Source organism: Actinomadura sp. NPDC000929, from assembly GCF_040492065.1.
Taxonomy (GTDB): Bacteria; Actinomycetota; Actinomycetes; order Streptosporangiales; family Streptosporangiaceae; genus Spirillospora; species Spirillospora verrucosospora.
In genome coordinates this window covers 1-24,808 of sequence record NZ_JBEUPA010000107.1, presented here as the reverse complement: position 1 = coordinate 24,808, position 24,808 = coordinate 1, and the positions used below count along the sequence as shown (strand labels likewise).

Sequence of the window (24,808 nt, the reverse complement as noted above, 5' to 3'; positions counted from 1 at the left end):
TTGCGATACTGTTCGCAATCGTTTCCTCGGGGAGGAGAGAAGCGTGCCCGTGCGCACCACCGACGAGATGCCGGACCCCCCGTCCCGGCCGACCCTGGCGCTGATCGCCTCCGAGGCGGGGGTGTCCCCCGCCACGGTCTCCAAGGTCCTCAACGGCCGCACCGACGTGGCCGCCGCGACCCGCGAGCGCGTGGAGGCGCTGCTGCGCACCCACAACTATCCGGGGCCCGGCGGGTCCCGGCGCGCCCGCAGGTCCGGGCTGATCGACCTGGTCCTGGCCGGTCTGGACAGCCCGTGGGCGGTGGAGATCCTGCGCGGGGTGGAGGCCGAGTGCGCCGAGCACGGCACCGGCGTCGTCGTCTCGCTGGTGCGCGAGGACGACGCCCGCCCGCCGAGCTGGCAGAACCTGCCCGCGCTGCACCACAGCGACGGGGTGATCCTGGTGACGTCCCGGATGACGCGGCGCCAGCGCGAGCAGCTGGAGCGGGCCGGCGTCGGGCTCGTCCTGGTCGACCCGGTGAACCTGCCGGACACCGAGATCGCCAGCGTCGGCGCCACCAACTGGGCCGGCGGGCTCGCCGCGACCGAGCACCTGATCGGGCTCGGCCACCGCCGCATCGCGATGATCGGCGGGCCCGCCGACATGCTCTGCACGCAGGCCCGGGTCGACGGCTACCGGACGGCCCTGGAGCGGGCCGGGATCGAGGTCGACCGGGAGCTCGTCCGGTACGGCGACTTCCACCACCAGGGCGGGTACGCCCGCACCCGCGAGCTGCTCGCGCTGCCCGAGCCGCCCACCGCGGTCTTCGCGGGCAGCGACGAGCAGGCCATGGGCGCCTACCAGGCGGCCCGGCTCGCCGGGCTGCGCATCCCCGAGGACCTGAGCGTCGTCGGCTTCGACGACCTGCCGACCTGCGAGTGGCTGTCTCCGCCGCTGACGACCGTCCGTCAGCCGCTGGAGGAGATGGGCCGCGTCGCGGCCCGCACCCTGCTCCAGCTGCTGGACGGGCGGCCGCCGCTGACCCCCCGCGTGGAGCTGGCCACCGACCTGCGCGTGCGCGCCTCCACCGCGCCGCCGCCCTCCGCCCCGCCGTCCCGCACACCGCCGTCCCCCACGGAGGAGCGATGACCGAAGCCGTCCCGGCCCCGAGCGCGATCCGCGGGCCCTGGCAGGATCCCGGGCTGCCGGTCGCCGAGCGGGTCGCCGGCCTGCTGGCCCGGATGACCCCCGAGGAGAAGGCGGGGCAGCTCGCCGGCTTCTGGGCGATGCCGGCCGAGCCGGGCGAGCCGGTGGCGCCGATGGAGGACGACTCCCACGAGACCGCCCCGCGCCTGGAGGAGATCCTGGACTGCGGTCTCGGCCAGCTCACCCGCGTGTTCGGCACCCTCCCGGTCGCGGCCGCCGAGGGCGCCGCCCGGCTCCGCGAGCTGCAGGGCCGGGTGGCCGCCGCCAACCGGTTCGGCCTCCCGGCGATCGCGCACGAGGAGTGCCTCAACGGCTTCATGACGTGGGGCGCCACCGTGTTCCCCAGCCCGCCCGCGTGGGGCGCCACCTTCGACCCCGACCTGGTCGGCGAGATGGCCGCGGCGATCGGCGCGAGCCTGCGGGCGGCGGGCGTCCACCAGGGCCTCGCGCCGGTGCTCGACGTCGTCCGCGACGCCCGCTGGGGCCGCACGGAGGAGTGCATCGGCGAGGACCCGTACCTCGTCGGGGTCCTCGGCACGGCCTACGTGAGGGCCTTGGAACGATCCGGCATCGTCACCACGCTCAAGCACTTCGCCGGCTACTCCGCCTCCCGCGCCGGCCGGAACATGGCGCCGACGCCGATCGGCCCGCGCGAGTTCGCCGACGTCGTGCTGGAGCCGTTCGTGATGGCGCTGCGCGACGGCGGCGCCCGCTCGGTCATGCACTCCTACACCGACGTGGACGGGATGCCCGCCGCGGCCGACGAGCGCCTGCTGACCGGCCTGCTGCGCGAGCGGCTGGGTTTCGCGGGCGTCGTCGTCGCCGACTACTTCGGCATCTCGTTCCTGGAGAGCCGGCACCGGGTGGCCGGATCGCGGGGCGAGGCCGCCGCGCTGGCGCTGCGCGCCGGGATCGACATGGAGCTGCCGACCGTCCGCTGCTACGGCGCACCGCTGATCGAGATGGTCCGGCGGGGCGACGTGCCCGAGGAACTGCTCGACCGCGCCGCCGGTCGCGTCCTGGCGCTGAAGGCCGAACTCGGCCTGCTGGACGGCGCGCCCGTCCCGGACGAGGGAGCGGAGCTCGACTTCGACCCTCCGGAGCACAGGGCGCTGGCGCGGCGGCTGGCCGAGGAGTCGGTCGTCCTGCTGGCGAACGACGGCGTGCTTCCGCTGCGCTCCGGCGAGGGGGTGGTGCTGGCGGGGCCGCTGGCGGACGACCCGTTCGCGATGCTGGGCTGCTACACGTTCCCGAGCCACGTCGGCCGCCGGCATCCGGAGATGCCGCTCGGCGTGCGGATCCCGACGCTGGCGGACGCGCTGCGCGCCGAGCTGCCCGGCGTGCGGGTCGCGGGCTCGGGCGACGTGTTCGTCGCCGAGGACGCCGACATCGAGGCCGCGGTCGCGGCGGCGCGCGAGGCCGAGGTGTGCGTGCTCGCCCTCGGCGACCGGGCGGGGCTCTTCGGCCGCGGCACGTCCGGCGAGGGCTGCGACGCCGAGACGCTCGCGCTGCCGGGACGGCAGGCCGAGCTGGCCGCCGCCGTCCTGGACACCGGCACGCCCACGGTCATCGTGATGCTGACCGGGCGCCCCTACGCGATCGAGGCCCTCGCCGACCGGGCCGCCGCCGTCGTGCAGGCGTTCTTCCCCGGCGAGGAGGGCGGCGGGGCCGTCGCGGGGATCCTGTCGGGCCGCGTCGAGCCGTCGGGGCGGATGCCGATCAGCGTGCCCCGGCGCGCGTCCGGCCCGCCGGTCACCTACCTGCGGTCGCTGATGGACGGCGGGCACGACTGGAGCGCGGTCGACCCCGTCCCCCTCTACCCGTTCGGCCACGGCCTGACCTGGACGTCGTTCGAGTACGAGGACCTGCGCGTGGACGAACGGGCGGCGACCGACGGGACGGTGACGGTCAGCGCGGTCGTCCGGAACACCGGGGGGCGCGCCGGGACGGAGGTGGCGCAGCTGTACCTGTCCGACCCGGTGGCCTCGGTGGTGCGGCCCGCCCGCTGGCTCGCCGGATGGGCCAGGGTCCGGCTGGAGCCGGGCGAGGCCGCGCGGGTCGCGTTCCGGGTGCACGCCGACCGGACCTCCTTCACCGGCCCGGACCTGCGGCGCATCGTCGAGCCCGGCGTCGTCGAGGTCTGCGTGGGACGGTCGAGCGCCGACCTGCCGCTGCGCGGCGCGTTCACGCTCGACGGGCCCGTCCGCGAGCTCGGCCCGGACCGGGTCCTCACCGTCCCGGTGGAGGTGACGCCGCTGTGATCGCTTTCGACAACCCGATCCTGCCAGGCTGCCATCCCGACCCGACGGTCTGCCGCGTGGGCGACGACTTCTACCTCGTGACGTCCACCTTCGAGTGGTTCCCCGGACTGCCGGTCTTCCACAGCCGCGATCTCGTGCACTGGCGTCAGATCGGGCACGCGCTGGACCGGGCCGGGCAGCTGCCGCTGGACGGCGTCCCGGCGTCGGGCGGCCTGTACGCGCCGACGCTGCGCCATCACAACGGCACCTTCTACCTGGTCTGCACGCTGGTGGACGGGACGCGCTGGTCCGGGCACTTCGTGATGACGGCGTCCGATCCCGCCGGGCCGTGGTCGGACGCGCACCGCCTGGACGGCGACGGCATCGACCCGTCCCTGTTCTTCGACGACGACGGCCGCGCGTGGTGCACCGGCACCCGGCCGACCGGACGCTACGAGGGCCACACCGAGATCTGGCTGCGCGAGTTCGACCCGTCCGCCCTCGCCCTGACCGGCGAGGAGCACGTGATCTGGGACGGCGCGGTGAAGGGGGCGATCTGGTCCGAGGGCTCCCACCTCTACAAGATCGGCGGCCGGTACGTGCTGCTCACGGCCGAGGGCGGCACCGCCCGCGACCACGCCGTGATGGTCGCCCGCGCCGACGACGTCACGGGCCCCTACGAGGGGAACCCGCGCAACCCGGTGCTGACGCACCGCGACCTCGGCGCCGGGCATCCGATCGTCGGGGCCGGGCACGCCGACCTCGTGGACACGCCCGACGGCGAATGGTGGATGGTGCTGCTCGCGATGCGCCCGCACCACCGCGACCGGTGCGCCCTCGGCCGGGAGGCGTTCCTGACCCGGGTCACCTGGGAGGACGGCTGGCCGGTCACCGGCGGGCGCATCGAGCCGCGCCACGCCGCCCCGATGCTGGCGCCGCAGCCGTGGCCGGCCGCCCCGGCGTGCGACCACTTCGACGAGCCCGAACTGGGCCCTGCCTGGAACATGCTGCGGACGCCCCGGGAACGCTGGTGGAGCCTGACGGAGCGCCCCGGGCACCTGCGGTTGCGCGCCCGTCCGGAGACCCTCGCGGACGCGGCCAACCCGTCGTTCCTCGGACGCCGCCAGCAGCACCACGCCTTCGCCGCGTTCACCTCGCTCGACTTCGCCCCGGCCGGTGAGGAGCGGGCCGGGCTCGCCCTCGTGCAGAACAGCGACTTCCACGTCCTGCTCGTGTCCACGAGCCAGGGGCTGCGCCTGGTCGGACGAGAGCGCGGGAACGAGACCGTGCTCGCCGCGGGTCCTCGCGTCTCGGGGCCCGTCCGGCTGGGCTTCGAGGCGCACGGACGCTGGTACCAGGCGTACTACGGCGCGGCGCCGGGCGAGTGGACTCCGTTCGGTCCCCTGGTGGACGGCGACGACCTCAGCAGCCAGGTCGCAGGCGGTTTCACCGGCGCCTACATCGGCCTCTACGCCACGTCCAACGGCCGGACGGGCGGCGGCCACGCCGACTTCGCCTGGTTCGAGTACCGCCCGCTCTAGAGGAGCAGCGCGGGGTCGGCGATCACGCGTTCCACGACGAGGCCCGCGGCGCCGAGGACCGCGGCGCCCTCCGCCAGGCCGGACACCTCGACCGGAGGCACGCCGCGCCGCAGCGAGCCCGGCCCCTCCGCGAGGACGCCCTCCAGCGGGGGCCGGATCCAGGCGGCCAGCGGGGAGAACACCCCGCCGAGCACGATGGTGTCCGGGTCGATCAGGTTGACGGCCGAGGCCAGCGCGCCACCGAGCGCGCGGCCCGCCCGGGCCACCGCGTCGAGCGCCGCCGCGTCGCCGCCGCTCAGCCGGTCGACCAGCCGGCCCACCGAGCCCTCGGGCCCGGCGGCCGGCCGCGTCACCGGCAGGCCCGCCGCGCGCAGCATCGCCTCCTGCCCGGCGATCTGCTCCAGGCAGCCGCGCCCGCCGCAGGAGCAGGCGGGGCCGGACGGGTCGGCGACCAGATGCCCGAGCTCGCCCGCGAAGCCGTGCGCGCCGCGGAAGACCCGCCCGTCCACGACGATGCCGGCGCCGATCCCGATCTCGCCCGAGACGTGCACGAAGTCGCCGAACCGGGCGCCGCCGCCGAACCACAGCTCGCCCAGGGCGGCGAGGTTGGCCTCGTTGTCGTACTCGGCGGGCAGCGCCGTGGCGAGGCCGGGGGCGCCGGTGACGGGGACGTCCGTCCAGCCGAGGTTCGGGGCGTGCCGCACCACCCCGTTCTCGCGGTCGAGCAGGCCGGGCAGGGCGACCGCGGCGCCGGCGACGGTCAGGCCCTGCCCGGCGGCCGCGGCGACCGCCTCGCCCGCCAGCGCGGACAGCGCGGCGAGCACGGCGCCGGGCTCGCGCCCGCGGTTGTCGGAGCTGACGACGTGCCGGTAGCGGACCTGCTTGGCGAGGTCGAGGACGCAGGCGGCGAGGTAGTCGACGTTGACCTCCAGGCCGAGCCCGGCCGCGCCGTCGCCGTGGACGGACACGCCCACGCCGGGACGTCCGCGCTCCCCCTCGCGCACCGGCGCGCCGTCCCGCACCAGGCCCGCGCCCTCCAGCAGGGAGACGAGGTTGGACACCGTCGTCTTGGTGAAGCCGGTGAGCTCGGCCAGGCGCGCCCGCGTCACCGGCTGGTGGCGGGCCACGTGCTCCAGGACGACGGCGAGGTTCCGCTCCCGCATCGTCGCGTGCCGGACGGGGGCGTTGGCGGACTTCGTCATGGAAGAACCCTAAATGAAGCACGTGTATAGGCAGGGCAGAGGCCCTCTGCTAGGTTATTTAGTCCAAGCTCTTTACGAAAGGCGGGACCCGGATGCCCGAGAGCCTGGTCGCGGGCGTCGACTCCTCGACGCAGTCGACGAAGGCCGTGCTGTGCCGCGCCGCGGACGGCGCCGTGGTCGCGGCCGCCTCCGCCCCGCATCCGGACGGCACCGAATGCCACCCCGACCACTGGTGGCGCGCGCTGGGCCAGGTCAGGGAACTGCTCGAACGCGCCGACGCGGTGGCGGTCGCCGCGCAGCAGCACGGCATGGTCGCGCTCGACGGCGCCGGCGAGCCCGTCCGGCCCGCCCTGCTCTGGAACGACACGCGCTCGGCGCCGCAGGCCCGCGCCCTCGTCGAGGAGCTCGGCGGCGCGAAGGCCTGGGCGGAGCGGACCGGCAGCGTGCCGCTCGCGTCGTTCACGGTGACCAAGCTGCGCTGGATGGCCGAGCACGAGCCCGGCCACGCGCGCCGCACCGAGCAGGTCATGCTCCCGCACGACTGGCTGACGCTGCGGCTCGGCGCGTCCGAGCCGGTGACCGACCGGGGGGACGCGTCCGGGACCGGCTACTGGTCCCCCGCGACCGGCGCGTACCTGCCGGACCTGCTGCGCGCGGCGCTCGGGCACGAGGCCCGGACGCCCCGCGTCGCCGCTCCCGGCGAGCGCGTCGGCGAGACGGCCTGGGGCGCGGCGCTCGGCCCCGGCACCGGCGACAACATGGGCGCCGCGCTCGGGCTCGGGCTGGAGCCCGGCGACGTCGTCGTGTCGATCGGCACCTCCGGCACGGCGTTCGCGGTCGCCTCGGAGCCCGCGGCCGACGCCTCCGGGCTGGTCGCCGGGTTCGCCGACGCCACCGGCCGGTACCTGCCCCTGGTCTGCACGCTGAACGCCGCGCGGATCCTGTCGGCCGCCGCCGCGATGACCGGGGCCTCGCTGGAGGAGCTGTCCGCGCTGGCCCTCGCCGCCGAGCCCGGCGCGGGCGGCCTGACGCTGCTCCCCTACCTGGACGGCGAGCGCACCCCCGACCGGCCGGACGCCAGCGGCGTGCTCGCGGGGCTCACCACCGCCAACGCCACGCGGGAGAACCTCGCGCGGGCCGCCGTGGAGGCGCTGCTGTGCTCGCTCGCCGACGCCGTCGACCACCTCGCCGCGCAGGGCGTCCGGCCGCGCCGCGTCCTGCTGATCGGGGGCGGCGCCCGCGCCGAGGCCGTCCGCGCCCTCGCCCCCGCGATCTTCGGGACGCCGGTGACCGTCCCCGAGCCCGCCGAGTACGTCGCGCTCGGCGCCGCACGCCAGGCGGCCTGGGCCCTGGCCGGGACGCCCCGGCCGCCCGCCTGGCCGGCGCCGCCCGCGACCGAGCACACCGCCGACCGCACCGACGCCGGGGTCCGCGCACGCTACGCGGCGCTGCGCGACACCGCCCCGCAGATCTGAGGGAGAGAACCCCATGAGCGACTACACGCCCACGCCCGAGGACCGCTTCTCGTTCGGCGTCTGGACCGTCGGCTGGCAGGGCGTCGACGTGTTCGGCCCCGGCACCCGGCCGCCGATGCCCGCCGACCGCGCCGTCCGCGAGCTGGCCGAGATCGGCGCCTACGGCGTGAACTTCCACGACAACGACGTGTTCGACTTCGACGCCTCGCCCGCCGAGCGGCAGGGCGCGATCGACGCGTTCCGCAAGGCCCTCGACGAGACCGGCCTGGTCGTCACCACCGCCACCACGAACCTGTTCGGCCACCCGATCTTCAAGGACGGCGCGTTCACCGCGAACGACCGCGACGTCCGCCGCTTCGCGCTGCGCAAGGTCATGGACAACCTGGACCTGGCCGCCGAGCTGGGCGCCCGGACCTATGTCTGCTGGGGCGGGCGGGAGGGCGCCGAGTCCGGGGCCGCCAAGGACGTCCGGGCCGCGCTGGACCGCTACAAGGAGGCGTTCGACGTCCTCGGCGCCTACGTCGCCGACCAGGGCTACGACCTGCGCTTCGCGATCGAGCCGAAGCCGAACGAGCCGCGCGGCGACATCCTGCTCCCCACGATCGGCCACGCGCTCGCGTTCATCCAGACCCTGGAGCGCCCCGACACCGTCGGCCTGAACCCCGAGGTCGGGCACGAGGAGATGGCCGGGCTGAACTACGCGCACGGCCTCGCCCAGGCGCTGTGGCAGGGCAAGCTGTTCCACATCGACCTCAACGGGCAGCACGGCCCCCGCTACGACCAGGACCTGCGGTTCGGCGCCGGGAACGCGCGCGGCGCGTTCTGGGTCGTCGACCTGATCGACCAGAGCGACTACGACGGCCCGGTCCACTTCGACTTCAAGCCGCCGCGCACCGAGGACGACCGGGGCGTGTGGGAGTCGGCGGCCGCGTGCATGCGCAACTGGCTGATCCTGCGCGAGAAGGTCCGCGCGTTCCGCGCCGACCCCGACGTCCAGGACGCCCTGCGCGAGGCCAAGCTGGACGAGCTCGCCCAGCCCACGCTGGCCGACGGCGAGGACTGGCGCTCCGTCCGCGACGCCACCGCCGACGCCGAGGCCCTCGGCGCCCGCCGCACCGCCTTCGAGCACCTCGACCAGCTCGCCCTGGAGCACCTCTACGGCGTGCGCTGATTTCTCAGGGGCAGCGGCCCCGTGGCACGTCGTGGTCACGGGGCCGCCAGTGCTTCCGTGGGGGCCAGGCGGGCTGCGCGTAGTGCGGGGTAGAGACCCGCGACGCCGCCGATGACGAGGGTGGCGAGGATGCCGCCGGCCATCGCCCACACCGGGACGACGGTCGGCCAGCCCTGCGTCACGGCGAAGACGGCGGTGACCACGATGCCCGCGGCCACGCCCCCCACGCCGCCCAGCACGGCCAGCATCTGCGACTCGGCGAGGAACTGGAGCCGGATCTGGCCCCGGGTCGCGCCGAGGCTGCGGCGCAGGCCGATCTCGGCGCGGCGCTCCAGCACGGAGATCACCATCGTGTTGGCGACGCCGACGCCGCCGACCAGCAGCGCGACGCCGCCGAGGCCGAGGAGCAGCCCGGTGAACGCCCGGTCGCCGGCCTGCTGCGCGGCCAGCGCGTCCGAGGGCCGGCTGACCTCGACCTCGTTCGGGGCCTGCGGGTTCGCGGTCGCCGCGAGCAGGTCCCGCACCTTCTCCACGGCGTCCTCGCGGGCCCGCGTGTAGACGGTGGTCGGGTGGCCGTCGAAGCCGAGGCGGGACGCGGCGGCGTCCCAGCCGACGAGCGCGGCCGAGTCCAGCTCCGGCGCCAGCCCGTTCGGCTCCAGGACGCCGACGACGGTGAACCACTGGGAGCCGAGCCACACCTGCGTGTTCGGCGTCGAGACGCCGAGCCGGTCGGCCGCCGCCGACCCGAGGACGACGGCGGGGTACTGCGCCGTCCCCGCGTTGAGCCAGGTGCCGGCGGCCATGGTGAGGCCGACGGTCCGCGGCAGGTCGAGGCGGGCCGCCAGGACGCTGATGCCGCCGCTCTCCCCTTCCGGGATGTGGTCGTTGCGGTAGACGGAGGTGTCCTCCAGCTTCGCCGTCGCCGACGCCGACCGCACGTCCGGCATCCGCGCCACCATGCCGACCGACTCCTCGGGCAGCGCGGCGTCCCCGCCGAACAGGTCGCGGCCGGGGCCGACCGTGAGCAGGTTCGTGCCGAGCCGGTCGAGGGTGGCCTGCAGCTGCGCCCGGCTGGACGTCGAGATGCCGACCACGCCGATCATCGCGGCGATGCCGATCGCGATGCCGAGGGCGGACAGGAACACCCGCGTCGGCCGGGACCGGAGGCCGGCGGCGCCGACGCGCAGCACGTCGCCGGGGCCGAGCCTCGCCGGGGCGTCCCCGGAGGCCGTCCTCCCGCTCACGGCGCCCCCACCCGTGCGTCGTCGTGCACGATCCTGCCGTCGCGCATCCGCACCTGCCGGGGCAGCAGCGCCGCGATGTCCCGATCGTGCGTGATCAGGACGACGGTGGTCCCGCCGCCGGACAGCTCGCGCAGCAGGTCCAGGACGCCCGCGCCCGACGCCGAGTCCAGCGCGCCGGTCGGTTCGTCGGCCAGCAGCAGCGCGGGCTCCCCCACCACGGCGCGGGCGATCGCGACCCGCTGCCTCTCGCCGCCCGACAGCTGGTGCGGCCGGTGGCCGAGCCGGTGGCCGAGCCCGACGCGCTCCAGCGCGTGGCGGGCCCGGCGGCGCCGCTGCGGCTGCGGAACGCCCGCGTACAGGAGCCCGTCGGCGACGTTGTCGAGCGCGCTCACGCCCGCGGCGAGGTGGAACTGCTGGAACACGAAGCCGATCCGCCGGGCGCGCAGCGCGGACAGGCGCCGGTCCGTGAGCCGCGACACGTCCCCGCCCTCGACGAGGACGGTGCCGGCGCTCGGCCGGTCGAGCGTGCCGAGCAGGTGCAGCATCGTCGACTTCCCCGATCCGGACGGCCCGACGATCGCGAGGAGCTCGCGCTCCGCGACGGTCAGCGACACCGCGTCGAGCGCGGTGACCCCGCCCGGATAGGTCTTGGTGACCTCCCTGAGCTCCACGACCGGGCTCATGCCGGCACCCCGACCTTCATGGCCTCCGCGAGGCCCGGTCCGGAGATCTCGACCCGGCCCCCGGCGAACACCCCGGTCTCGACGGGCACCGTGCGGACCCGCCCGTCCTGGACGACCTGGACGGCGTAGCCGCCGTCGCCCCGGGCGATCAGCGCGCCGACCGGCACGGCGAGGACGCCGGGATGCCGGTTCGCGGTGAGGTGCACCTCGACGGGCGCCTTGTCGTAGGAGCCGAGCTTCGCGCGGCCGGCGACCGCGATCTCGACCTCCACGGTGGTCGGCTGGTCCTGCGCCCCCTCCTTGGCGACCTTCCCGACCGAGGAGATCCGCCCCGTGACGGTGTCTCCGGACGGCAGTTCGATCTCCACTTCCGCGCCCTTCCTCGCGAGCCGCTGGTACTCGACGTCCAGGTCGACGGACACGACCCGGGTCGTGCCGGTGTAGGTGAGGACGGGCCCGCCGACGCGGTCGCCGACGTTCGCCTTGCGCTCGGCGATCCGGATCCGGCCGGACGCGACGACGGCCGCGCCGGGGGCGACCCGGCCGGTCTCGCCGACGCCGAGGGCGTCCTGCCAGCGCCGCACGGCCGCCGCGGTGGCGGCGTCGTAGGTCCTGTCGACGGTGAACCCGGTGTAGCCGAGTGCCCGCAGGTTCCGTTCGAGCTGCAGGACGTCGGAGCCCTTCGTCCCCTCGGCGAGCGTCCTGTACAGCGGCAGCCTGCCGTACAGCAGCGGCACCGGCCTGTCGTCGACCCGGTACACCGCCCTGCCCCTGGAGACGACCGAGCCGGGACCCGCCAGCCACGTGAGGGTCCCGCGCCCGGCGCCGGCGACGGTGCGGGTCCCGCCGTAGCCGAGCGTGCCGTCCACGTCCTGCGTCTCGGTGAGCGTGGTGCGCTCGATCGCCGCCGTCGCGGGCGGGAGGGCGCTGCGGGCGGCGGCGGTGTCGCCGCCGCCGCCGAGGCCGACCGTCGCGAGCCCCGCGCCGCCGGCCACGACCGCCCCGGCCGCGCCGAGGACGATGGTGCGCGTCCTGGCCACTAGTCGCCGCCCCGGCTCGTCACGGGTCCCTTGCCGCCGTCGGGCGAGAACTTGGCGCAGACCTTCTGCGCGTTCTTGAACTTCTGGCTCTCGGGGTTCACCCCCGTGCCCTTCCCGGCCTGGATCTTGATGCCGCCGTCCGGCTCGGGGTCGGGGAACGCGCCGATGCCGTTGTCGCGCATGCACTTGGCGAACGCGCGCATCTTCGCCAGTTCCTCGGGCTTCGGCTTGGGCGGCTTGCCGCCGTTCGGCATCAGGTGCGCGCACTTCTTCTGCGCCGCCTGGATCCTGCCGTCGGTCTCCGGCCCGCCGCCCTTGCGGGGGCCGCCCGGCCTGGCGGACGCCCGGATCTCGATCCGTCCGTTCTTCGGGTCGGGCATGTCCACCCCGTTGGCGCGCATGCACCGGGCGAACTCGCGCATCTTCTGGTCGTCGCTTGCGGCCTTGGCGGTGCCGCCCCCGCCGTCCCCGCCCCCGCAGCCCTGCGCGCCGATGGCCAGGGCGGGGGCGAGCGCCAGCGCGGCGAGCATACGTCGTCGCATCGGGTCGTCTCCTCGTCGTCTCCGCCGGGCGGTGCGCCGGCGGCGACCGCAAGTCCAGCCTCCGGCCGGTAACCCCGGCGTAACCGGATCGCGTTATGCCGGCGTTACGCCCGCTGCCCGAAGCTGGGGCGGCGGGACGCGCCGGGGGGCGGGTCCGAAGGAGCGGCAGGGGTGGCGGACGTGCGGGTACTGATCGCCGAGGACGAGCGGATGCTCGCCGACTCGATCGCCGAGGGGTTGCGGGCGGAGGCCCTCGCCGTGGACGTGGTCTACGACGGGGACGCCGCGCTGGAGCGGCTCGGCGTGCACGACTACGACGTGCTCGTCCTCGACCGGGACCTGCCGGTCGTGCACGGCGACGACGTGTGCCGCGCGGTGGTGGAGTCCGGCGCGCTCGTGCGGGTGCTGATGCTCACCGCCGCCGTCACCGTCCCGGCCCGGGTCGACGGGCTGCGCATCGGCGCCGACGACTACCTCACCAAGCCGTTCGCGTTCGAGGAGCTGGTGGCGCGGATCCTCGCGCTCGGCCGGCGGGCCCGCCCGGCGGCCCCGCCGGCGCTGGAGCGCGCCGGGATCCGGGTCGACCCGTCCCGCCAGGAGGTGTACCGCGACGGCCGGTACGTCCACCTGGCGCGCAAGGAGTTCGGGCTGCTGGCCGAGCTGCTGCGCGCCGACGGGACGATCGTGTCCGCCGAGCGGCTGCTGGAGAAGGTGTGGGACGAGCACACCGACCCGTTCACCAACACCGTCCGGGTGACGCTGATGAAGCTGCGCCGCAAGCTCGGCGATCCCCCGGTCATCGAGACCGTCCCGGGAGTGGGGTACCGGATCCCATGAGCGCCGCGAGCACCGCGGGGTTCGCCGGCCGGCTGCGGCCGACGATCCGCCTGCGGCTGACCATCCTCTACACGGGCCTGTTCCTCGGCGCGGGCATCGTGCTGCTCGGCCTGACCTACCTTCTCGTCCAGAACAGTCTCCAGAGGCAGGGGGAACCCGCGCAGGACCGCGTCTTCACGGCCGCGGGACCCGCGGCCGTGAAGGAGGCCGCTCCGATGCCCGGGAAGGAGTCGGACCTCACCGTGCGGCGCGTGCAGGGCGCCCTGATCAAGGGGCGTGCGGACTACCAGCGGGAAACTCTCAACGCGCTGCTCACCCAGGGCGGGATCGCGCTCGGCCTGGTGGGCGCGGCGGGGCTCGGCTTCGGCTGGCTTCTCGCCGACCGGGCCCTGCGCCCCGTGCACGCGATCACCGAGACGGCCCGCCGCGTCGCGCGCAGCCACGACCTCACCGAGCGGATCGCCTACGAGGGCCCGCGCGACGACGTCAAGGAGCTGGCCGACACCTTCGACACCATGCTCGGCCGGCTGGCGCGGGCGTTCGACGGGCAGCGCCGGTTCGTCGCGAACGCCTCCCACGAGCTGCGCACCCCCCTCGCCATCAACCGGACGCTGGTCGACGTGGCGGTGCGGCGCCCGGACGCCACCGACGACGTCAAGCGGCTCGGCGAGTCGCTGCTGGTCGTCAACGGCAGGCACGAGCGGCTCATCGACGGGCTGCTCACCCTCGCCGGGACCGAGAACGTCGTGGTCGACGCCGGGCCGCTCGACCTCGCGGACGTCGCCGGGCACGTCCTGCGGCAGGCCGCCGCCGAGGCGGAGGGCCGCGGCGTGACCGCGGACCGCCTGCTCGGCCCGGCTCCCGCCTCCGGCGATCCGGTGCTGGTGGAGCGGCTCGTGCAGAACCTGGTGGAGAACGCGATCCGGCACAACCGCGACGGCGGCGAGGTGCACGTCGCCACCCGGGTCCGGGACGGCTGGGCCGAGCTCACGGTCGCCAACACCGGCCCGACGGTCCCCGCCTACGAGATCGAGACGATCTTCGAGCCGTTCCGGAGGCTCGGCAACGACCGGGTGCGCTCCGACCGCGGCTCGGGCCTCGGACTGTCGATCGTCCGGGCGACCGCGACGGCCCACGGCGGCACGGTGACCGCGTCGCCGCGCCCCGGGGGCGGCCTCGTCGTCACCGTCCGGCTGCCGGTGTCAAGCCCTCCGGGCTGAGGCGGCCCCCTCGGCCGGGGCGGTCGTCCGCGGGCGCAGCGCGGACACGGCCAGGGCGACGACCGCCCCGGCGAGCGCCCACCCTGCCAGCACCCAAAGCGCGTGCGCCGTGGCGTTGCCTGAGAAGTAGACGGTGTTGCGGACGGCGGTGGTGGCCGCGCCGGTAGGAAGCCACCCGCCGATCGAGCGCCAGAACGGCGGCAGGAGCGCGACCGGGTAGGCGCCGCCGGCGCTGGGATTGCCGAGGACGACGAACAGCAGGATCGCCAGGCCGATCCCGACGAGCCCGAACAACGTCTGGAGCGCGGCGGTGGCGGCCGCCGCGGCGAAGACCACGAGCGCCCCGATCCCCCAGAGCGGGAAGAAGTGGCCCGGAAGGGCGCCGAGGAGCGGGCCGGCGATGAGGGCGCCGCCGAGCCCCGACACGACCGCGTACAGGGCGAGCGCCCCCATCCGGATGACCGTGCGGCGCGCGTTGGCCGGGCGGGCGCCGCCCGCGACCGCGAGGATCGCCGCCGCCAGGTAGCCGCCCACGACCCAGCCGATGACGAGGTAGAAGGAGGACAGGCCCCGGCCGTCCTTGGGGCCGGGCGGCCGGATGTCGACGACCGTCACCTGCCGGCCCTGGGCGGTCTCCAGCCGGTGCGCCACGTCGGTCGCGGTGCCGGCGAGCGCCGGGCCGGCGGCGGAGGCGACCAGGAGCGTGTCGGTGCCGCCGCGCGGGTTCACGATGATCGCCGCGTCGACGTCCCGGTGCAGGATGTCGCGGCGGGCCTGCTGCGCGTCGGGCGCCGTGCGGGCCTTCAGCGGTGCGCCCTCCAGCGCGTTCACCCGCGCGACGACCTGGCCCGCCACGGCCGGCGGCGCGACCACCGCGACGGGGACGCGGTGCGGAGCCGGCGAATGGAACGCGCCGATGTAGGACAGGATGAACCCGAACTGCAGCAGCAGGACCCCGCTGATCAGGGCGAACGCACGGAGCGTCACCGCGTCGCGCAGTTCTGCCGCGTACCCGCGGTCGGGCGGGCGCCGGTCGGGCGCGGGAGTGCTCATGCCGGTCGCCTACCCATTCGGTGGCCCGCCAACTGCGCGGACGCCCGGCTCAGGCACCGGGACCCGGGTCAGGCACCGGCGCCGCCGCAGGTGTCAGTGTCGGTGTCGGTGTCGCGCAGGGTCGGGGTGTGCAGCCGGACCGTGGTGCCGCTCGGCCCGGATCGCACGTCGAGGTGGTCGCAGATCTGCCGGGCGAGCCAGATGCCGTCGCCCGGCCGCGGATCGAGCGTCGGCGGGTGGAGGCCGATGAAGGGATCGAGGGACGCGGTGGCGGGCAGGTCGACGTCGCAGACGACCTCCCCGGGCCGGCCCCACAGCGCGACGCTCGGGCGGCGGCCCCCGGCGCCGGGCACGCCGGTGAGCATCTCGCCGACCGCCGCCGCGAAGATCATTAAGCGCTCGCCGGACAGCCCGAGCAGCGCCGTCTCCAGCACGACGGTGTGCCGCATCCGGGCCAGGTCGCCGGTGAACGGCACGGTGACGGCGTCGTCCGGGCGGGCGGCCAGCGGCGCCGCCCGGTCGCGGACGAAGGCGACCGGCTCGGTGTACCCCGGGCTCGCGGCCACGTCGGTGCCGTCCACCATGTGCGGGTGGGTGCGCAGGGCGTTGCCGACGATCTCCGGTTCGAGGGTGCGGGCGTCGTAGGGGCAGACCATGTGGATGCCGGTGCCGGCCAGGACCGCGTTGAGGGCGGAGTCCATGCACTCCCACGCCTCGACCTGCCGGGCCGACCGTCCGGCCCACACGGGCTCGGCGAGGATGCGGACGCGCGCGGCGCCGGGATGCCGGTGCCGGTAGCCGGTGAACGCGGCGACGCGCTGCGGCGGGCGGCGGCCGAAGGACGCGGACTCGGCGTAGTCGACGTTGCGGGCGTGCCGGCCGAGGGCGGTCCGCACCAGGCCGAGATTGACGGGCGTGGTGGTCACCAGCACCGGCTCCTCCCGCCGGAGCCCCTCGTCGATGAACGGGACCGCCATCCGTAAGAATTCGTCGTCGCTGGAGTAGACGCAGCCTTGGTGCACGAACGCGGAGCCGTTCACCCCCGGTCCCCCTTCCAACGGCACGGGTGCGCGCCGTCACGCCGTGGTCCGCGGGCGCGCCCCGGCGGGCAGGTCGTCGCCGCGGCAGATGACCTCCCGATCGACTACAGCAAGGATCGTATCGATCACAAGGAGTATCAAGCGGAACGCCGAAATCCCCCTCGCGACGCGTCCGGATGCGGGGGCCGGAGCCTGGAGGCCGGGCCGGGCCACGGTAGCGTCGGACCAATGACCAGTGCTGAACTGCTCACCGACGCGTTCGACCGGATCCGGCAGGTCGTCCACGGGGCGGTCGGAGGCCTCAGCGGGCCGCAGCTCGCCCGCCGCCCCGCCGAGGACGCCAACTCGATCGCGTGGCTCGTCTGGCACCTCACCCGTATCCAGGACGACCACGTCGCCGGGGTCGCCGGCACCGACCAGGTGTGGACGCGGGACGGCTGGGCCGACCGTTTCGCCCTTCCGTTCGACGCCTCCGACACCGGATACGGCCACACTCCGGACGACGTCGCCGCCGTCCGGGTGGAGGCCGACCTGCTCACGGGCTATCACGACGCCGTCCACTCCCGGACCGTCCGATACGTGTCCGCGCTGACCGACGCCGACCTCCCCCGGATCGTCGACCGGGCGTGGGATCCGCCGGTCACGCTGGCGGTCCGGCTGGTCAGCGTGATCTCCGACGACCTCCAGCACGCGGGCCAGGCCGCCTACGTGCGCGGCCTGCTCAGGGGCTGACGCCGGCCCGCCGGGCCCGCCGCGGGGGCGGGGCGGCGGGGACGAGCTCGCGGATCAGGCGGGACCACCGGGGGCCGATCCGGTCCAGGTGGTGGGCCCGCGCGGACCGCAGGGCCGCCTCGCCCAGGCGGTCCCGCAGCCCGGAGTCCGTGATCACCGCGCGGAGCGCCGCGGTCAGGGCGTCCACGTCCCCCGCGGGGACGAGCAGCCCGTCCCGGCCGTGGACGATCATTTCGGCCGGCCCGGTCGGGCAGTCGAACGCCACGACCGCCAGCCCCATCCCCATGGCCTCGATGACGACCATGGGCATGCCCTCGCGGCGCGACGACAGCGCGTAGACCGCCGCCCGCCCCATCTCCCCGTGCAGGTCCCGGGTGCGGGGGCACAGCTCGGCCCGCCCGCCGAGGCCGAGGTCGTCGATCAGCGCGCGGAGCCGGTCGCGCCGGGGCCCGCCCCCGAAGACCCGCAGGGTCCAGTCCGGGTGCTCGGCGGCGATCGGCACGAACGCGCGCAGGAGCACGTCGAAACCCTTGGCGTGGACGAGCCTCCCGGCCGCCACGACGACCTTGTGCACGCGCTGCGACGGCCGCTCCGGCAGCGCGGGCGCGGCGTTCGGGATGCGGACGACGCGCACGGGGGATCCCGCGAGCGCCGCCTCGTACTCGGCGCGGTCGGCCTCGGTGAGCGTGGTGACGACGTCGAGCCGGCGGTAGGCGCGGACGATCTGCCGCCGGAGGACGGGCCGGTAGGCGCCGAGGTGCATGTGGTCCTGGCCGATCGTCGCCACCCCGGCCGGCGCCAGCTCGGCCGCCAGGAGGTTGAGGGACGGCCTGGTCCCGATGAGCACGTCGGGCGGGGCCGCGCGCCAGACGGCGCGGCGCAGCAGGCACACGTCCGTCCAGAGGCTCATGTGGCGGAACGACGCCTCGTCCGCCGGCGTCAGGAGGCTCGGCAGCCTGGACAGCAGGCGGGCCGAACGCCCCTTGGGCCCCAGGAGGTCGTCGGCGTAGGTGACCGTGACCCCGGCGGGGAGCGGGAAGAAGGGCCTCCGGCTCCGCTTCAGCACGCTGACGATCTCGACGTCGTGGTCGCGGGCCAGGTGGCCGCACAGGTTCAGCACCGTGCGGATCGTCCCGCCCGTCCCGTGGGCGTTCTGCAGCAGGACGCGGACGCGGAGCCGGTCACCGGGCGGCGGCTGGCGCCTTCGCCGCAGCGGGCGCAGCGTCCAGAGCGCCGCGCGGCGCAGGACGCGGTGCGCCCTGCGCCGGAGGCGGCGCCGCAGTCGCAGCGGGTGCGCTGGCTGGTTCACCGGGTCCCCGATCGCCGACGGCCGTGTCCGGGCCGTTCCCGGGGCGGGGCCCGGCCATGGTCAGCCGGTGGTCACGGTTCGGTCGAGGGCGCTGCCCTTCACCCACCGGTCCCACGACATCTGGTAGTAGCTCCAGCCGTTCATCGGGTCCAGCTTGCGCTTGGTGCCGGTGATGATCACCGGGTCGCCGCGGTAGGACCACTGGTAGTACCAGCGGGCGGCGGCGGGCGGGGAGTTGAGGCAGCCATGGCTGACGTTCTGGCGGCCCTGCGCCCAGGTCGTGGCGGCCATCGAGTGGATGTACTCGCCGCTGTTGGAGATCCGCACCGCGTGCGGGATGACCTCCTTGTAGCCGCCGTTGGCCTTGTCGTCGGGCTTGACCCCCATCCACTCCGACGTCATGATCGCCGGATTCTCCTTGCCCATGGTCAGGTGGATGCCGCTGGTGGTGAGGTAGGTGTCGACGCCGTTGACGACGCGGCCGCCGCGGCCGGCGCTGATCCCCCAGCTGCGGATCTTCTTGCCGTTCTTGGTGGCGACGAGCTTGTGCGTCTTGGTGCTGACCTTGACCATGTGCTCGTCGCCGATGCGGAACCCGCGGGTGTAGTCCGTCAAGCCGTAGGTCCTCTTGCCCGACCTCACCCCGGCCAGCTTGGCGGTGAACGTCACCTGCTGGTTGGGCGCCCACCAGGTCCCGTTCTTCGTACGGAAGATCACCGTGGTGTCGTTCAGCCAGTACCAGGCGCCGGTGGCGGGCGTGGTCGACTTGACCTCGAGAGCGCTCTCGACGGCCTTCTTGTCGGCCACCGGCCGGTTGAAGACCACCTGGATCGGCATGCCGACGCCGACCTTCTCGTTCTTGCTCGGCGTGATGTCGACGATGCTGAGCTCGCCGGCGGCCTTGAGCGTGGCGAACACGGCGTTGACGGTGGCCGTCTTGCCCTTGGGGCTCTTGGCGACCGTGGTGACCTGGTACTTGGCACCGGGGCGCAGCGTGCGCGACTTCCAGTTGGTCTTGTCGGCGGCCATCGTGCCGTCCACGGGCTTGCCCTTGAGCGTGACCGAGACCTGTTCGAGCGTCCCGCCCGCGGCGGTGACGACGACGCCGTCCTCGGGCCTGGCCTTGGTGTTGCCGTTGCCCGGGTTGATCGTCACCTGCGGGACGCTCGCGTCGCCCTTCTCTCCGACGGTGACGCCGGAGTCCTTCTCTCCTCCGCTGCAGGCCGTCGTGAAGAGGAGGACGACCCCCGCCATTCCCGCGCCAGCCCGAACCCCTGCGGAAAGCCTCCGCTGCACCGTTGACCTCCAGAACCCCGCCGTCTACCAGAGCGACATTAGCGACAAAAGTCGACGATCATGCCATGTCCCAGGGTTTTTGCGGGTGGCTGAGATCAAAGCGTTGCAAGACGGAGGTTTCGTCGCCCCTCCCCCGCCCCCGGCAGCCGACTCAGCGGAGCGCGCTGCCCTCCCGCCACTTGTCGAAGGAGAGCTGCCAGACGCTCCAGCCGTTGTCCCACTCGACCTCGCGATCGGTCCCGGTCAGCTTGATCACATCGCCGCGCTGCATGACGTCGTAGAACCACTTGGCGTTGGCGGGGCTGACGTTCAGGCAGCCGTGGCTGACGTTCGCCGAGCCCTGGGAGCCGACCGACCACGGCGCGGAGTGCACGTACTCGCCGCTGTTGGAGAAGCGGACCGCGTAGTTCACGACGGTCTTGTAGTAGCCCGCGTCCCCCTCCTTGCGTCCGGGGGACGTCATCGTGACCGGGTTGCCCTTCTCCATCAGGAGGTGGACGCCGCTGGTGGTGGTGAACTCCCGCGTCTGGCCGTTGCCGGCGCTGAACGGCACGGTGCGCAGCTTCTCGCCGTCCCGCGTCACCGTCATGTGGTGGTCGCCGATGTCGCCGGTGGTGATCTGCGCGGCGCCGATGGTGATGGTCGCCCGCGCGTCCTTGGCCCCGTACACGCCGCCGCCCGCGTTGACCCCGGCGAGGTCGGCCTGGAAGCGGACCGTCTGGTGCGGCTGCCAGTACGTCTTGGTCCGGTAGATGACCTGGTCGGAGCCGACCCAGCGCCAGGCGCCCTCGACCGGCTTCTCCGGGCTGACGCGCAGCGTCCGCTCCACCGCGGCCTTGTCGGCGACCGGCCGGTTGAACCGGACGAAGATCGGCATGCCGACGCCGACCTTCTCCCCGGCGAGGTTCGGGGTGATGTCCGCGATCGACAGCGTCTGGGCGGGCTTCAGCGTCGTGAACGAGCTGGTGACCGTGCGGGCCTTGCCGCCCTCGCCGGCCTGGGCCGTGACCGTGTAGGACGTCCCGGGGGTCAGGGTGCGGGTGGAACGCCACGTCTTGCGGCCGTCCCCGTAGCTCCCCGAGATCGCGGCGCCCCCGCCCTGGACGGTGACGTTGCTCAGCTTCGAGCCCGAGGCCTTGACCTCGATCGTGCCGTCCGGCTTGACCTGGGCGGTCCCGTTCGCCGGCGTGATCGTCACGGTCGTGTCCGACCCGCCCGAGGCGAGCTTGCCCTCGCCCCCGATCGAGCAGCCGGTCACGAGCAGCGCCAGCGCTCCCGTCCCGCCGGCCACCACAGGCCCCAACCGACCCTTTGTCACCACTGACTCCCCCAACCTCAAACATTCACCCCGTGTAGGTGAAATCTATCTAAGGATGGAGACGCCCTGAATCACGCCCAGGTTCGGACATCAGCGGAGATTCGCTGCTCAGAGAGGGTCAGAGCACGGCCAGAGCAGGGTGAGAGGAGGACAGAGGGGACGAACGGGGGCCGAAGACGGCGCGGTCAGGCGCCGGCCGCGGGGGCGATCGCGGGGGCGGCCGCCGCAGCGGGCTCGCGGTTGACGTGGCGCACCACGCGCTTGAAGCCCCAGACCGAGATCGCGATGCCGACCGCTCCCAGGCCCGCGACGATGCCGGTGCGGAACCACAGGTACATGCTGATCGACTCGTTGAAGAGCATCCAGAGGCTGACGCCCACGTTCGTGAGCAGCACCGCCGACCAGAGCAGCGAGATCCGCAGGAAGAACTGGTGGACCCGGGCGTTCTTGTAGAACGCGTCGGGGATCGGCGCCATGTCCTTGGCGAGTTTCATCGCGAGCGGCCGCCGGAGCGGCACCGAGGCGAGGAAGGCCATGCTGACGGCGAGCGTGCCGAGGGTCGGCTGGAGGAAGTAGACGACGGCGCTGTGCGTCGCGGCGGCGAGGGCGGCGCGGACGGTCACGCCGACCGCGGCGAGCATGAGCATCCCCGACACCGGGTGCCCGCGCACGTACCGGTAGACGATCCCGCCGTACACCCAGGCGACGGCGGCGACGAGCGCGCCGTTCAGGCCGAGGACCACGAGGGCGGCGTAGAAGACCGCGACGGGGGCGATGACCCCCTCGACGAAGCGCGGGAGCGCGTGCATCAGCAGCGCGGTCACCCGCGGCAGTTCGAAGATGTGGTGGCCACCCGCGGCCCCCTGGCCGTCCTGCGGCTTCGGTGCCCGCACCAGGCCTGGTGGTTCTTCCGCTGTCATGGTCGCCGGTCGTTCCATCGAGCGCTGCGCTCCCCGATCGGTGTACATGGTCTCGGATGTGCTCACGATTCGCCCCACCGTACGTGATGATCCGCGCGCGTCCGTCCGGTTTCGACGGATCCGTCCCCGCGCAGCCGTTTCCCCTGTTAGTTCGGCCTCGACGCCCCCTTGGTGCGAATCAAGGCCGGATGCGGCCAGGTCCGAACCCGCCTCTCCGGCTTATTTCCGCGTTCCGGCAGAGGTCACGAGGGACTTCTTCCGGGTATCCCCAAACCCTTTTCAGGACTCGGGCGCGGTGATCTGGACCTCTTTCGCGGCCGCGTAGATCGCGCGCAGGGTGACCGCCACGGACGGCCTGCGCACGCTGGCGGTGCGGGTCACGGCGTAGACCTCTCGGGCCAGCCTGCATTCGGGGATGCGCCGGACCGCCACGCCCTGGTCGCCGGCGGCGAGCGCCAGCGCCGGCACCGCGGTGATACCGATGCCGCGGGCCACGAGGCTCAGGATCGTGTGGAGGCCTTCGAACTCCCACGGTACAGGGCGGGCGCCGCCGACCGTGTCCAGAAGCCGCTCGACGGCCTGCCGCGACGGCTCCCCGGCCGGCGCCGCCATCCACGGCTCGTCCCGCAGCCGCTGCAGTTCGACCGGCCGGTCCGGACGGGCCATGGGATGGGTGTCCGGGACGACCAGGACGAGGGGGTCGCGGCGCAGGTGGAAGAACTCCAGCGCCGCGGGCGACTGGTCGGGGACCTTCCCCGTCCAGTCGTCGATCAGCGCGATGTCGACCTCGCCGTTCTGCACCTGGCGGATGCCGGTGCCGGGCGCGGTCTGCCGGAGCACGAACGTGAGCCCGGGATGGTCGCCGAGGCTCTGCGCCAGTGCGGGGGCGAACGCGACGGCCGCGGTCGGGAAGGCGGTGACCACGACCCGGCCCATGGGCGCGTCGGCCTGGGCGGACAGCTCCGCCTCGGCCGTCTCCACGAGGCCGAGGATCTCCTCGGCGCGCTCGGCGAGGCGGCGGCCGGCGTCGGTCAACTCCGCGCTGCGCGCCGTCCGGTCGAGCAGCGGGACGCGGGCCTCCCGTTCGAGGGCGGCCAGCTGCTGGGAGACCGCCGAGGGCGTGTAGCCCAGGGCGGCGGCGGTGGCGGCGATGCTGCCGCGGCGGGAGAACTCGGCGAGAAGCCGCAGGCGGCGCAGCTCTAGCATCAGCCCATCTTACGGTCAGCATCGGCGAGACTCGCTTGTAATGATGCTCGTTGAGGGCAAGAGTTAGTCGAACCCGGCCGGGTCGCAACACACGGGGATTCCACGATTACCCTCCGTGAATCTGTCATGCCCTAATGGAGTGCTCATGCCCCAGAACCTGCCCTCAGCCGTCCGGCCGCTGTCGTTCGAGCCGCGCCCGGTCCCCCTGTCCGCCACGCTCGCGGTCAACGAGGCGCTCGCCAGCAAGCGCAGGAGGGGGGAGCGCGTGCTTCCCCTCGGCTTCGGAGAAGCCGGGATACCGATACATCCGGCCCTGACCCGCGAGCTCGGCGCCGCCGCGGGCCAGGGGGGTTACGGCCCGGTGGCCGGGAGTGCCGCGCTGCGCGCCGCCGCGGCCGGATACTGGGCCCGCCGCGGGCTGCCCACCGACCCCGCCGCGGTCGTCGCGGGCCCCGGCAGCAAGCCGCTGCTGTTCGCCCTGCTGACCGCGCTGGGCGGCGACGTCGTCGTGGCGGCCCCGAGCTGGGTCAGCTACGCGGCGCAGGCGTCGCTGGCGGGCGTGGAGCCGATCCGGGTGGCGACGCCTCCCGGCGAGGGCGGCGTCCCGAGCCCGGCGCTGCTGGCCGACGCGGTGGTGCGGGCCCGCGCCCGGGGCCGCGACGTGCGGGCCGTCGTGGTGACGCTCCCGGACAACCCGACCGGGACCATCGCCTCCGAGGCCACCGTGCGGCGGCTGTGCGCGGTCGCGCGCGAACAGGACCTGGTCGTCATCTCCGACGAGATCTACCGCGACCTGGTGCACGTGCCCGGCACGACGGTGCCGAGCCCGGCGCGGTACGCCCCCGAGCGGACCGTCGTGACGACCGCGCTGAGCAAGAGCCTGGCGGCCGGCGGATGGCGGATCGGGGTGGCGCGGCTGCCGGACGGGCCGTTCGGCCGGGCCCTGCGCGACAGCCTGCTCGGGGTGGCCAGCGAGATCTGGTCCAGCGCTCCGGCCCCGATGCAGCACGCCGCCGCGTTCGCGTTCGCCGAGCCGCCGGAGCTGGTCGAGCACGTCGACCGCAGCAGGCGCCTGCACGGCGCCGTCGCCGGCGCGGTCGCCGACCGGTTCGCCGCGGCCGGCGCGCGGGTCGTGCGTCCGGAAGCGGCCTTCTACCTCTATCCCGACTTCGGCCCGATGCGGGACAAGCTGGAGGCCGACCACGGCATCCGGACGGGCGCGGACCTCACGCACCTTCTCCTGGAACGGTACGGAATGGGCGTCCTGCCCGGCAGCTCGTTCGGGGACGCCCCGGCGGCGCTGCGCATGCGGGTGGCGCCGAGCCTGCTCTACGGAGAGGACGACGAGCAGCGCCTCGCGGCCCTGGCCTCGCCCGCCCCGGCGTCCCTGCCGTGGATCGCGGCGGCCCTGGACCGTCTGAGCGAGGTGCTCGACGACCTGTCGGCGAGCGTCACGGTGGGTGAGCCGGCGCTCGTCTGAGGGGGGAGCACGGTCCGCGTGACGCCACAGGCCACCACGCTCACCGTTGGTGTGGTGCTCCTCGCCGGGCTCG

The 24,808-nt window shown here is 74.5% G+C and carries 21 protein-coding genes; 9 read left to right on the top strand and 12 right to left on the bottom strand.

The window, feature by feature from the left end; genetic code table 11:
• Positions 1-67: 67 nt before the first annotated feature.
• Genes ABWI04_RS29585 through ABWI04_RS29575 form a run of 3 tightly spaced genes read left to right on the top strand, consistent with a single transcriptional unit; the run spans position 68 to position 4,967 of the window.
• Positions 68-1,129, top strand: coding sequence for a LacI family DNA-binding transcriptional regulator (locus tag ABWI04_RS29585; RefSeq protein ID WP_345176360.1), 1,062 nt, complete (start codon positions 68-70; stop codon positions 1,127-1,129).
• Positions 1,126-3,447 (top strand): beta-xylosidase/alpha-l-arabinosidase, encoded by a 2,322-nt coding sequence (locus ABWI04_RS29580; protein WP_345176272.1) that lies wholly within the window; start codon positions 1,126-1,128, stop codon positions 3,445-3,447. Before ABWI04_RS29585 ends, ABWI04_RS29580 begins: the two co-directional genes overlap by 4 nt.
• Positions 3,444-4,967: a glycoside hydrolase family 43 protein gene (locus tag ABWI04_RS29575; RefSeq protein ID WP_353834499.1), complete on the top strand. Its 1,524-nt coding sequence runs from the start codon at positions 3,444-3,446 to the stop codon at positions 4,965-4,967. The genes ABWI04_RS29580 and ABWI04_RS29575 overlap by 4 nt, the downstream gene beginning before the upstream one ends.
• Here the strand turns inward: ABWI04_RS29575 and ABWI04_RS29570 are convergent.
• Complete coding sequence (locus ABWI04_RS29570) at positions 4,964-6,169, bottom strand: ROK family protein (protein ID WP_345176276.1); 1,206 nt, start codon at positions 6,167-6,169, stop codon at positions 4,964-4,966. The two genes, ABWI04_RS29575 and ABWI04_RS29570, sit on opposite strands and share 4 nt — an antisense overlap.
• 92 nt (positions 6,170-6,261) lie before the next feature.
• Between ABWI04_RS29570 and xylB the strand changes: the two genes are divergently transcribed.
• On the top strand, positions 6,262-7,644 hold the full coding sequence (gene xylB, locus ABWI04_RS29565; protein WP_345176279.1) for a xylulokinase: 1,383 nt from the start codon (positions 6,262-6,264) through the stop codon (positions 7,642-7,644).
• Between the two features lie 13 nt (positions 7,645-7,657).
• Complete coding sequence (gene xylA, locus ABWI04_RS29560) at positions 7,658-8,815, top strand: xylose isomerase (protein ID WP_353834498.1); 1,158 nt, start codon at positions 7,658-7,660, stop codon at positions 8,813-8,815.
• 35 nt (positions 8,816-8,850) lie between these two features.
• On the opposite strand, the gene ABWI04_RS29555 is transcribed toward xylA, so the two are convergent.
• From ABWI04_RS29555 to ABWI04_RS29540, 4 genes are read right to left on the bottom strand one after another with little or no spacing between them, the layout of a single operon-like run.
• Positions 8,851-10,059, bottom strand: a complete 1,209-nt coding sequence (locus ABWI04_RS29555; protein WP_353834497.1) for an ABC transporter permease — start codon at positions 10,057-10,059, stop codon at positions 8,851-8,853.
• Entirely contained in the window at positions 10,056-10,742 is a 687-nt protein-coding gene (locus tag ABWI04_RS29550; RefSeq protein WP_345176286.1) for an ABC transporter ATP-binding protein, read from the bottom strand. The genes ABWI04_RS29555 and ABWI04_RS29550 overlap by 4 nt, the downstream gene beginning before the upstream one ends.
• Complete coding sequence (locus tag ABWI04_RS29545; RefSeq protein WP_345176288.1) at positions 10,739-11,782, bottom strand: peptidoglycan-binding protein; 1,044 nt, start codon at positions 11,780-11,782, stop codon at positions 10,739-10,741. The genes ABWI04_RS29550 and ABWI04_RS29545 overlap by 4 nt, the downstream gene beginning before the upstream one ends.
• On the bottom strand, positions 11,782-12,324 hold the full coding sequence (locus tag ABWI04_RS29540) for a hypothetical protein (RefSeq protein ID WP_353834496.1): 543 nt from the start codon (positions 12,322-12,324) through the stop codon (positions 11,782-11,784). Before ABWI04_RS29540 ends, ABWI04_RS29545 begins: the two co-directional genes overlap by 1 nt.
• A gap of 180 nt (positions 12,325-12,504) precedes the next feature.
• Here ABWI04_RS29540 and ABWI04_RS29535 point away from each other — a divergent pair, with 180 nt between their 5' ends.
• Positions 12,505-13,161 carry a response regulator transcription factor gene (locus tag ABWI04_RS29535; protein WP_179834554.1) on the top strand — a complete coding sequence of 219 codons (657 nt, stop codon included), beginning with the start codon at positions 12,505-12,507 and terminating at the stop codon, positions 13,159-13,161.
• Positions 13,158-14,381 carry a sensor histidine kinase gene (locus tag ABWI04_RS29530; RefSeq protein ID WP_353834495.1) on the top strand — a complete coding sequence of 408 codons (1,224 nt, stop codon included), beginning with the start codon at positions 13,158-13,160 and terminating at the stop codon, positions 14,379-14,381. The genes ABWI04_RS29535 and ABWI04_RS29530 overlap by 4 nt, the downstream gene beginning before the upstream one ends.
• Here the strand turns inward: ABWI04_RS29530 and ABWI04_RS29525 are convergent.
• Both ABWI04_RS29525 and ABWI04_RS29520 read right to left on the bottom strand, forming a co-directional pair.
• Positions 14,364-15,434, bottom strand: a complete 1,071-nt coding sequence (locus ABWI04_RS29525; RefSeq protein WP_353834494.1) for an ABC-2 transporter permease — start codon at positions 15,432-15,434, stop codon at positions 14,364-14,366. The genes ABWI04_RS29530 and ABWI04_RS29525 overlap by 18 nt on opposite strands.
• Before the next feature lie 68 nt (positions 15,435-15,502).
• Positions 15,503-16,474: an anti-sigma factor RsbA family regulatory protein gene (locus ABWI04_RS29520; RefSeq protein WP_353834493.1), complete on the bottom strand. Its 972-nt coding sequence runs from the start codon at positions 16,472-16,474 to the stop codon at positions 15,503-15,505.
• Between the two features lie 228 nt (positions 16,475-16,702).
• Between ABWI04_RS29520 and ABWI04_RS29515 the strand changes: the two genes are divergently transcribed.
• Positions 16,703-17,206: a mycothiol transferase gene (locus ABWI04_RS29515; protein WP_353834492.1), complete on the top strand. Its 504-nt coding sequence runs from the start codon at positions 16,703-16,705 to the stop codon at positions 17,204-17,206.
• On the opposite strand, the gene ABWI04_RS29510 is transcribed toward ABWI04_RS29515, so the two are convergent.
• The 5 genes from ABWI04_RS29510 to ABWI04_RS29490 form a co-directional block, all read right to left on the bottom strand.
• A complete protein-coding gene (locus ABWI04_RS29510; RefSeq protein ID WP_353834491.1) occupies positions 17,196-18,515 on the bottom strand; it encodes a glycosyltransferase family 4 protein in 1,320 nt (439 codons plus the stop codon). The two genes, ABWI04_RS29515 and ABWI04_RS29510, sit on opposite strands and share 11 nt — an antisense overlap.
• A 60-nt stretch (positions 18,516-18,575) precedes the next feature.
• A complete protein-coding gene (locus tag ABWI04_RS29505) occupies positions 18,576-19,769 on the bottom strand; it encodes a L,D-transpeptidase (protein ID WP_353834490.1) in 1,194 nt (397 codons plus the stop codon).
• Between the two features lie 193 nt (positions 19,770-19,962).
• On the bottom strand, positions 19,963-21,105 hold the full coding sequence (locus tag ABWI04_RS29500) for a L,D-transpeptidase (protein WP_345176363.1): 1,143 nt from the start codon (positions 21,103-21,105) through the stop codon (positions 19,963-19,965).
• Positions 21,106-21,314: 209 nt separating this feature from the next.
• Positions 21,315-22,022 (bottom strand): VC0807 family protein, encoded by a 708-nt coding sequence (locus tag ABWI04_RS29495; RefSeq protein WP_353834489.1) that lies wholly within the window; start codon positions 22,020-22,022, stop codon positions 21,315-21,317.
• Positions 22,023-22,328: 306 nt separating this feature from the next.
• Positions 22,329-23,255 carry a LysR family transcriptional regulator gene (locus ABWI04_RS29490; RefSeq protein WP_345176304.1) on the bottom strand — a complete coding sequence of 309 codons (927 nt, stop codon included), beginning with the start codon at positions 23,253-23,255 and terminating at the stop codon, positions 22,329-22,331.
• Positions 23,256-23,400: 145 nt separating this feature from the next.
• On the opposite strand from ABWI04_RS29490, the gene ABWI04_RS29485 reads away from it, so the two are divergent.
• Positions 23,401-24,735, top strand: coding sequence for a pyridoxal phosphate-dependent aminotransferase (locus ABWI04_RS29485; RefSeq protein ID WP_345176307.1), 1,335 nt, complete (start codon positions 23,401-23,403; stop codon positions 24,733-24,735).
• Positions 24,736-24,808: the final 73 nt, after the last annotated feature.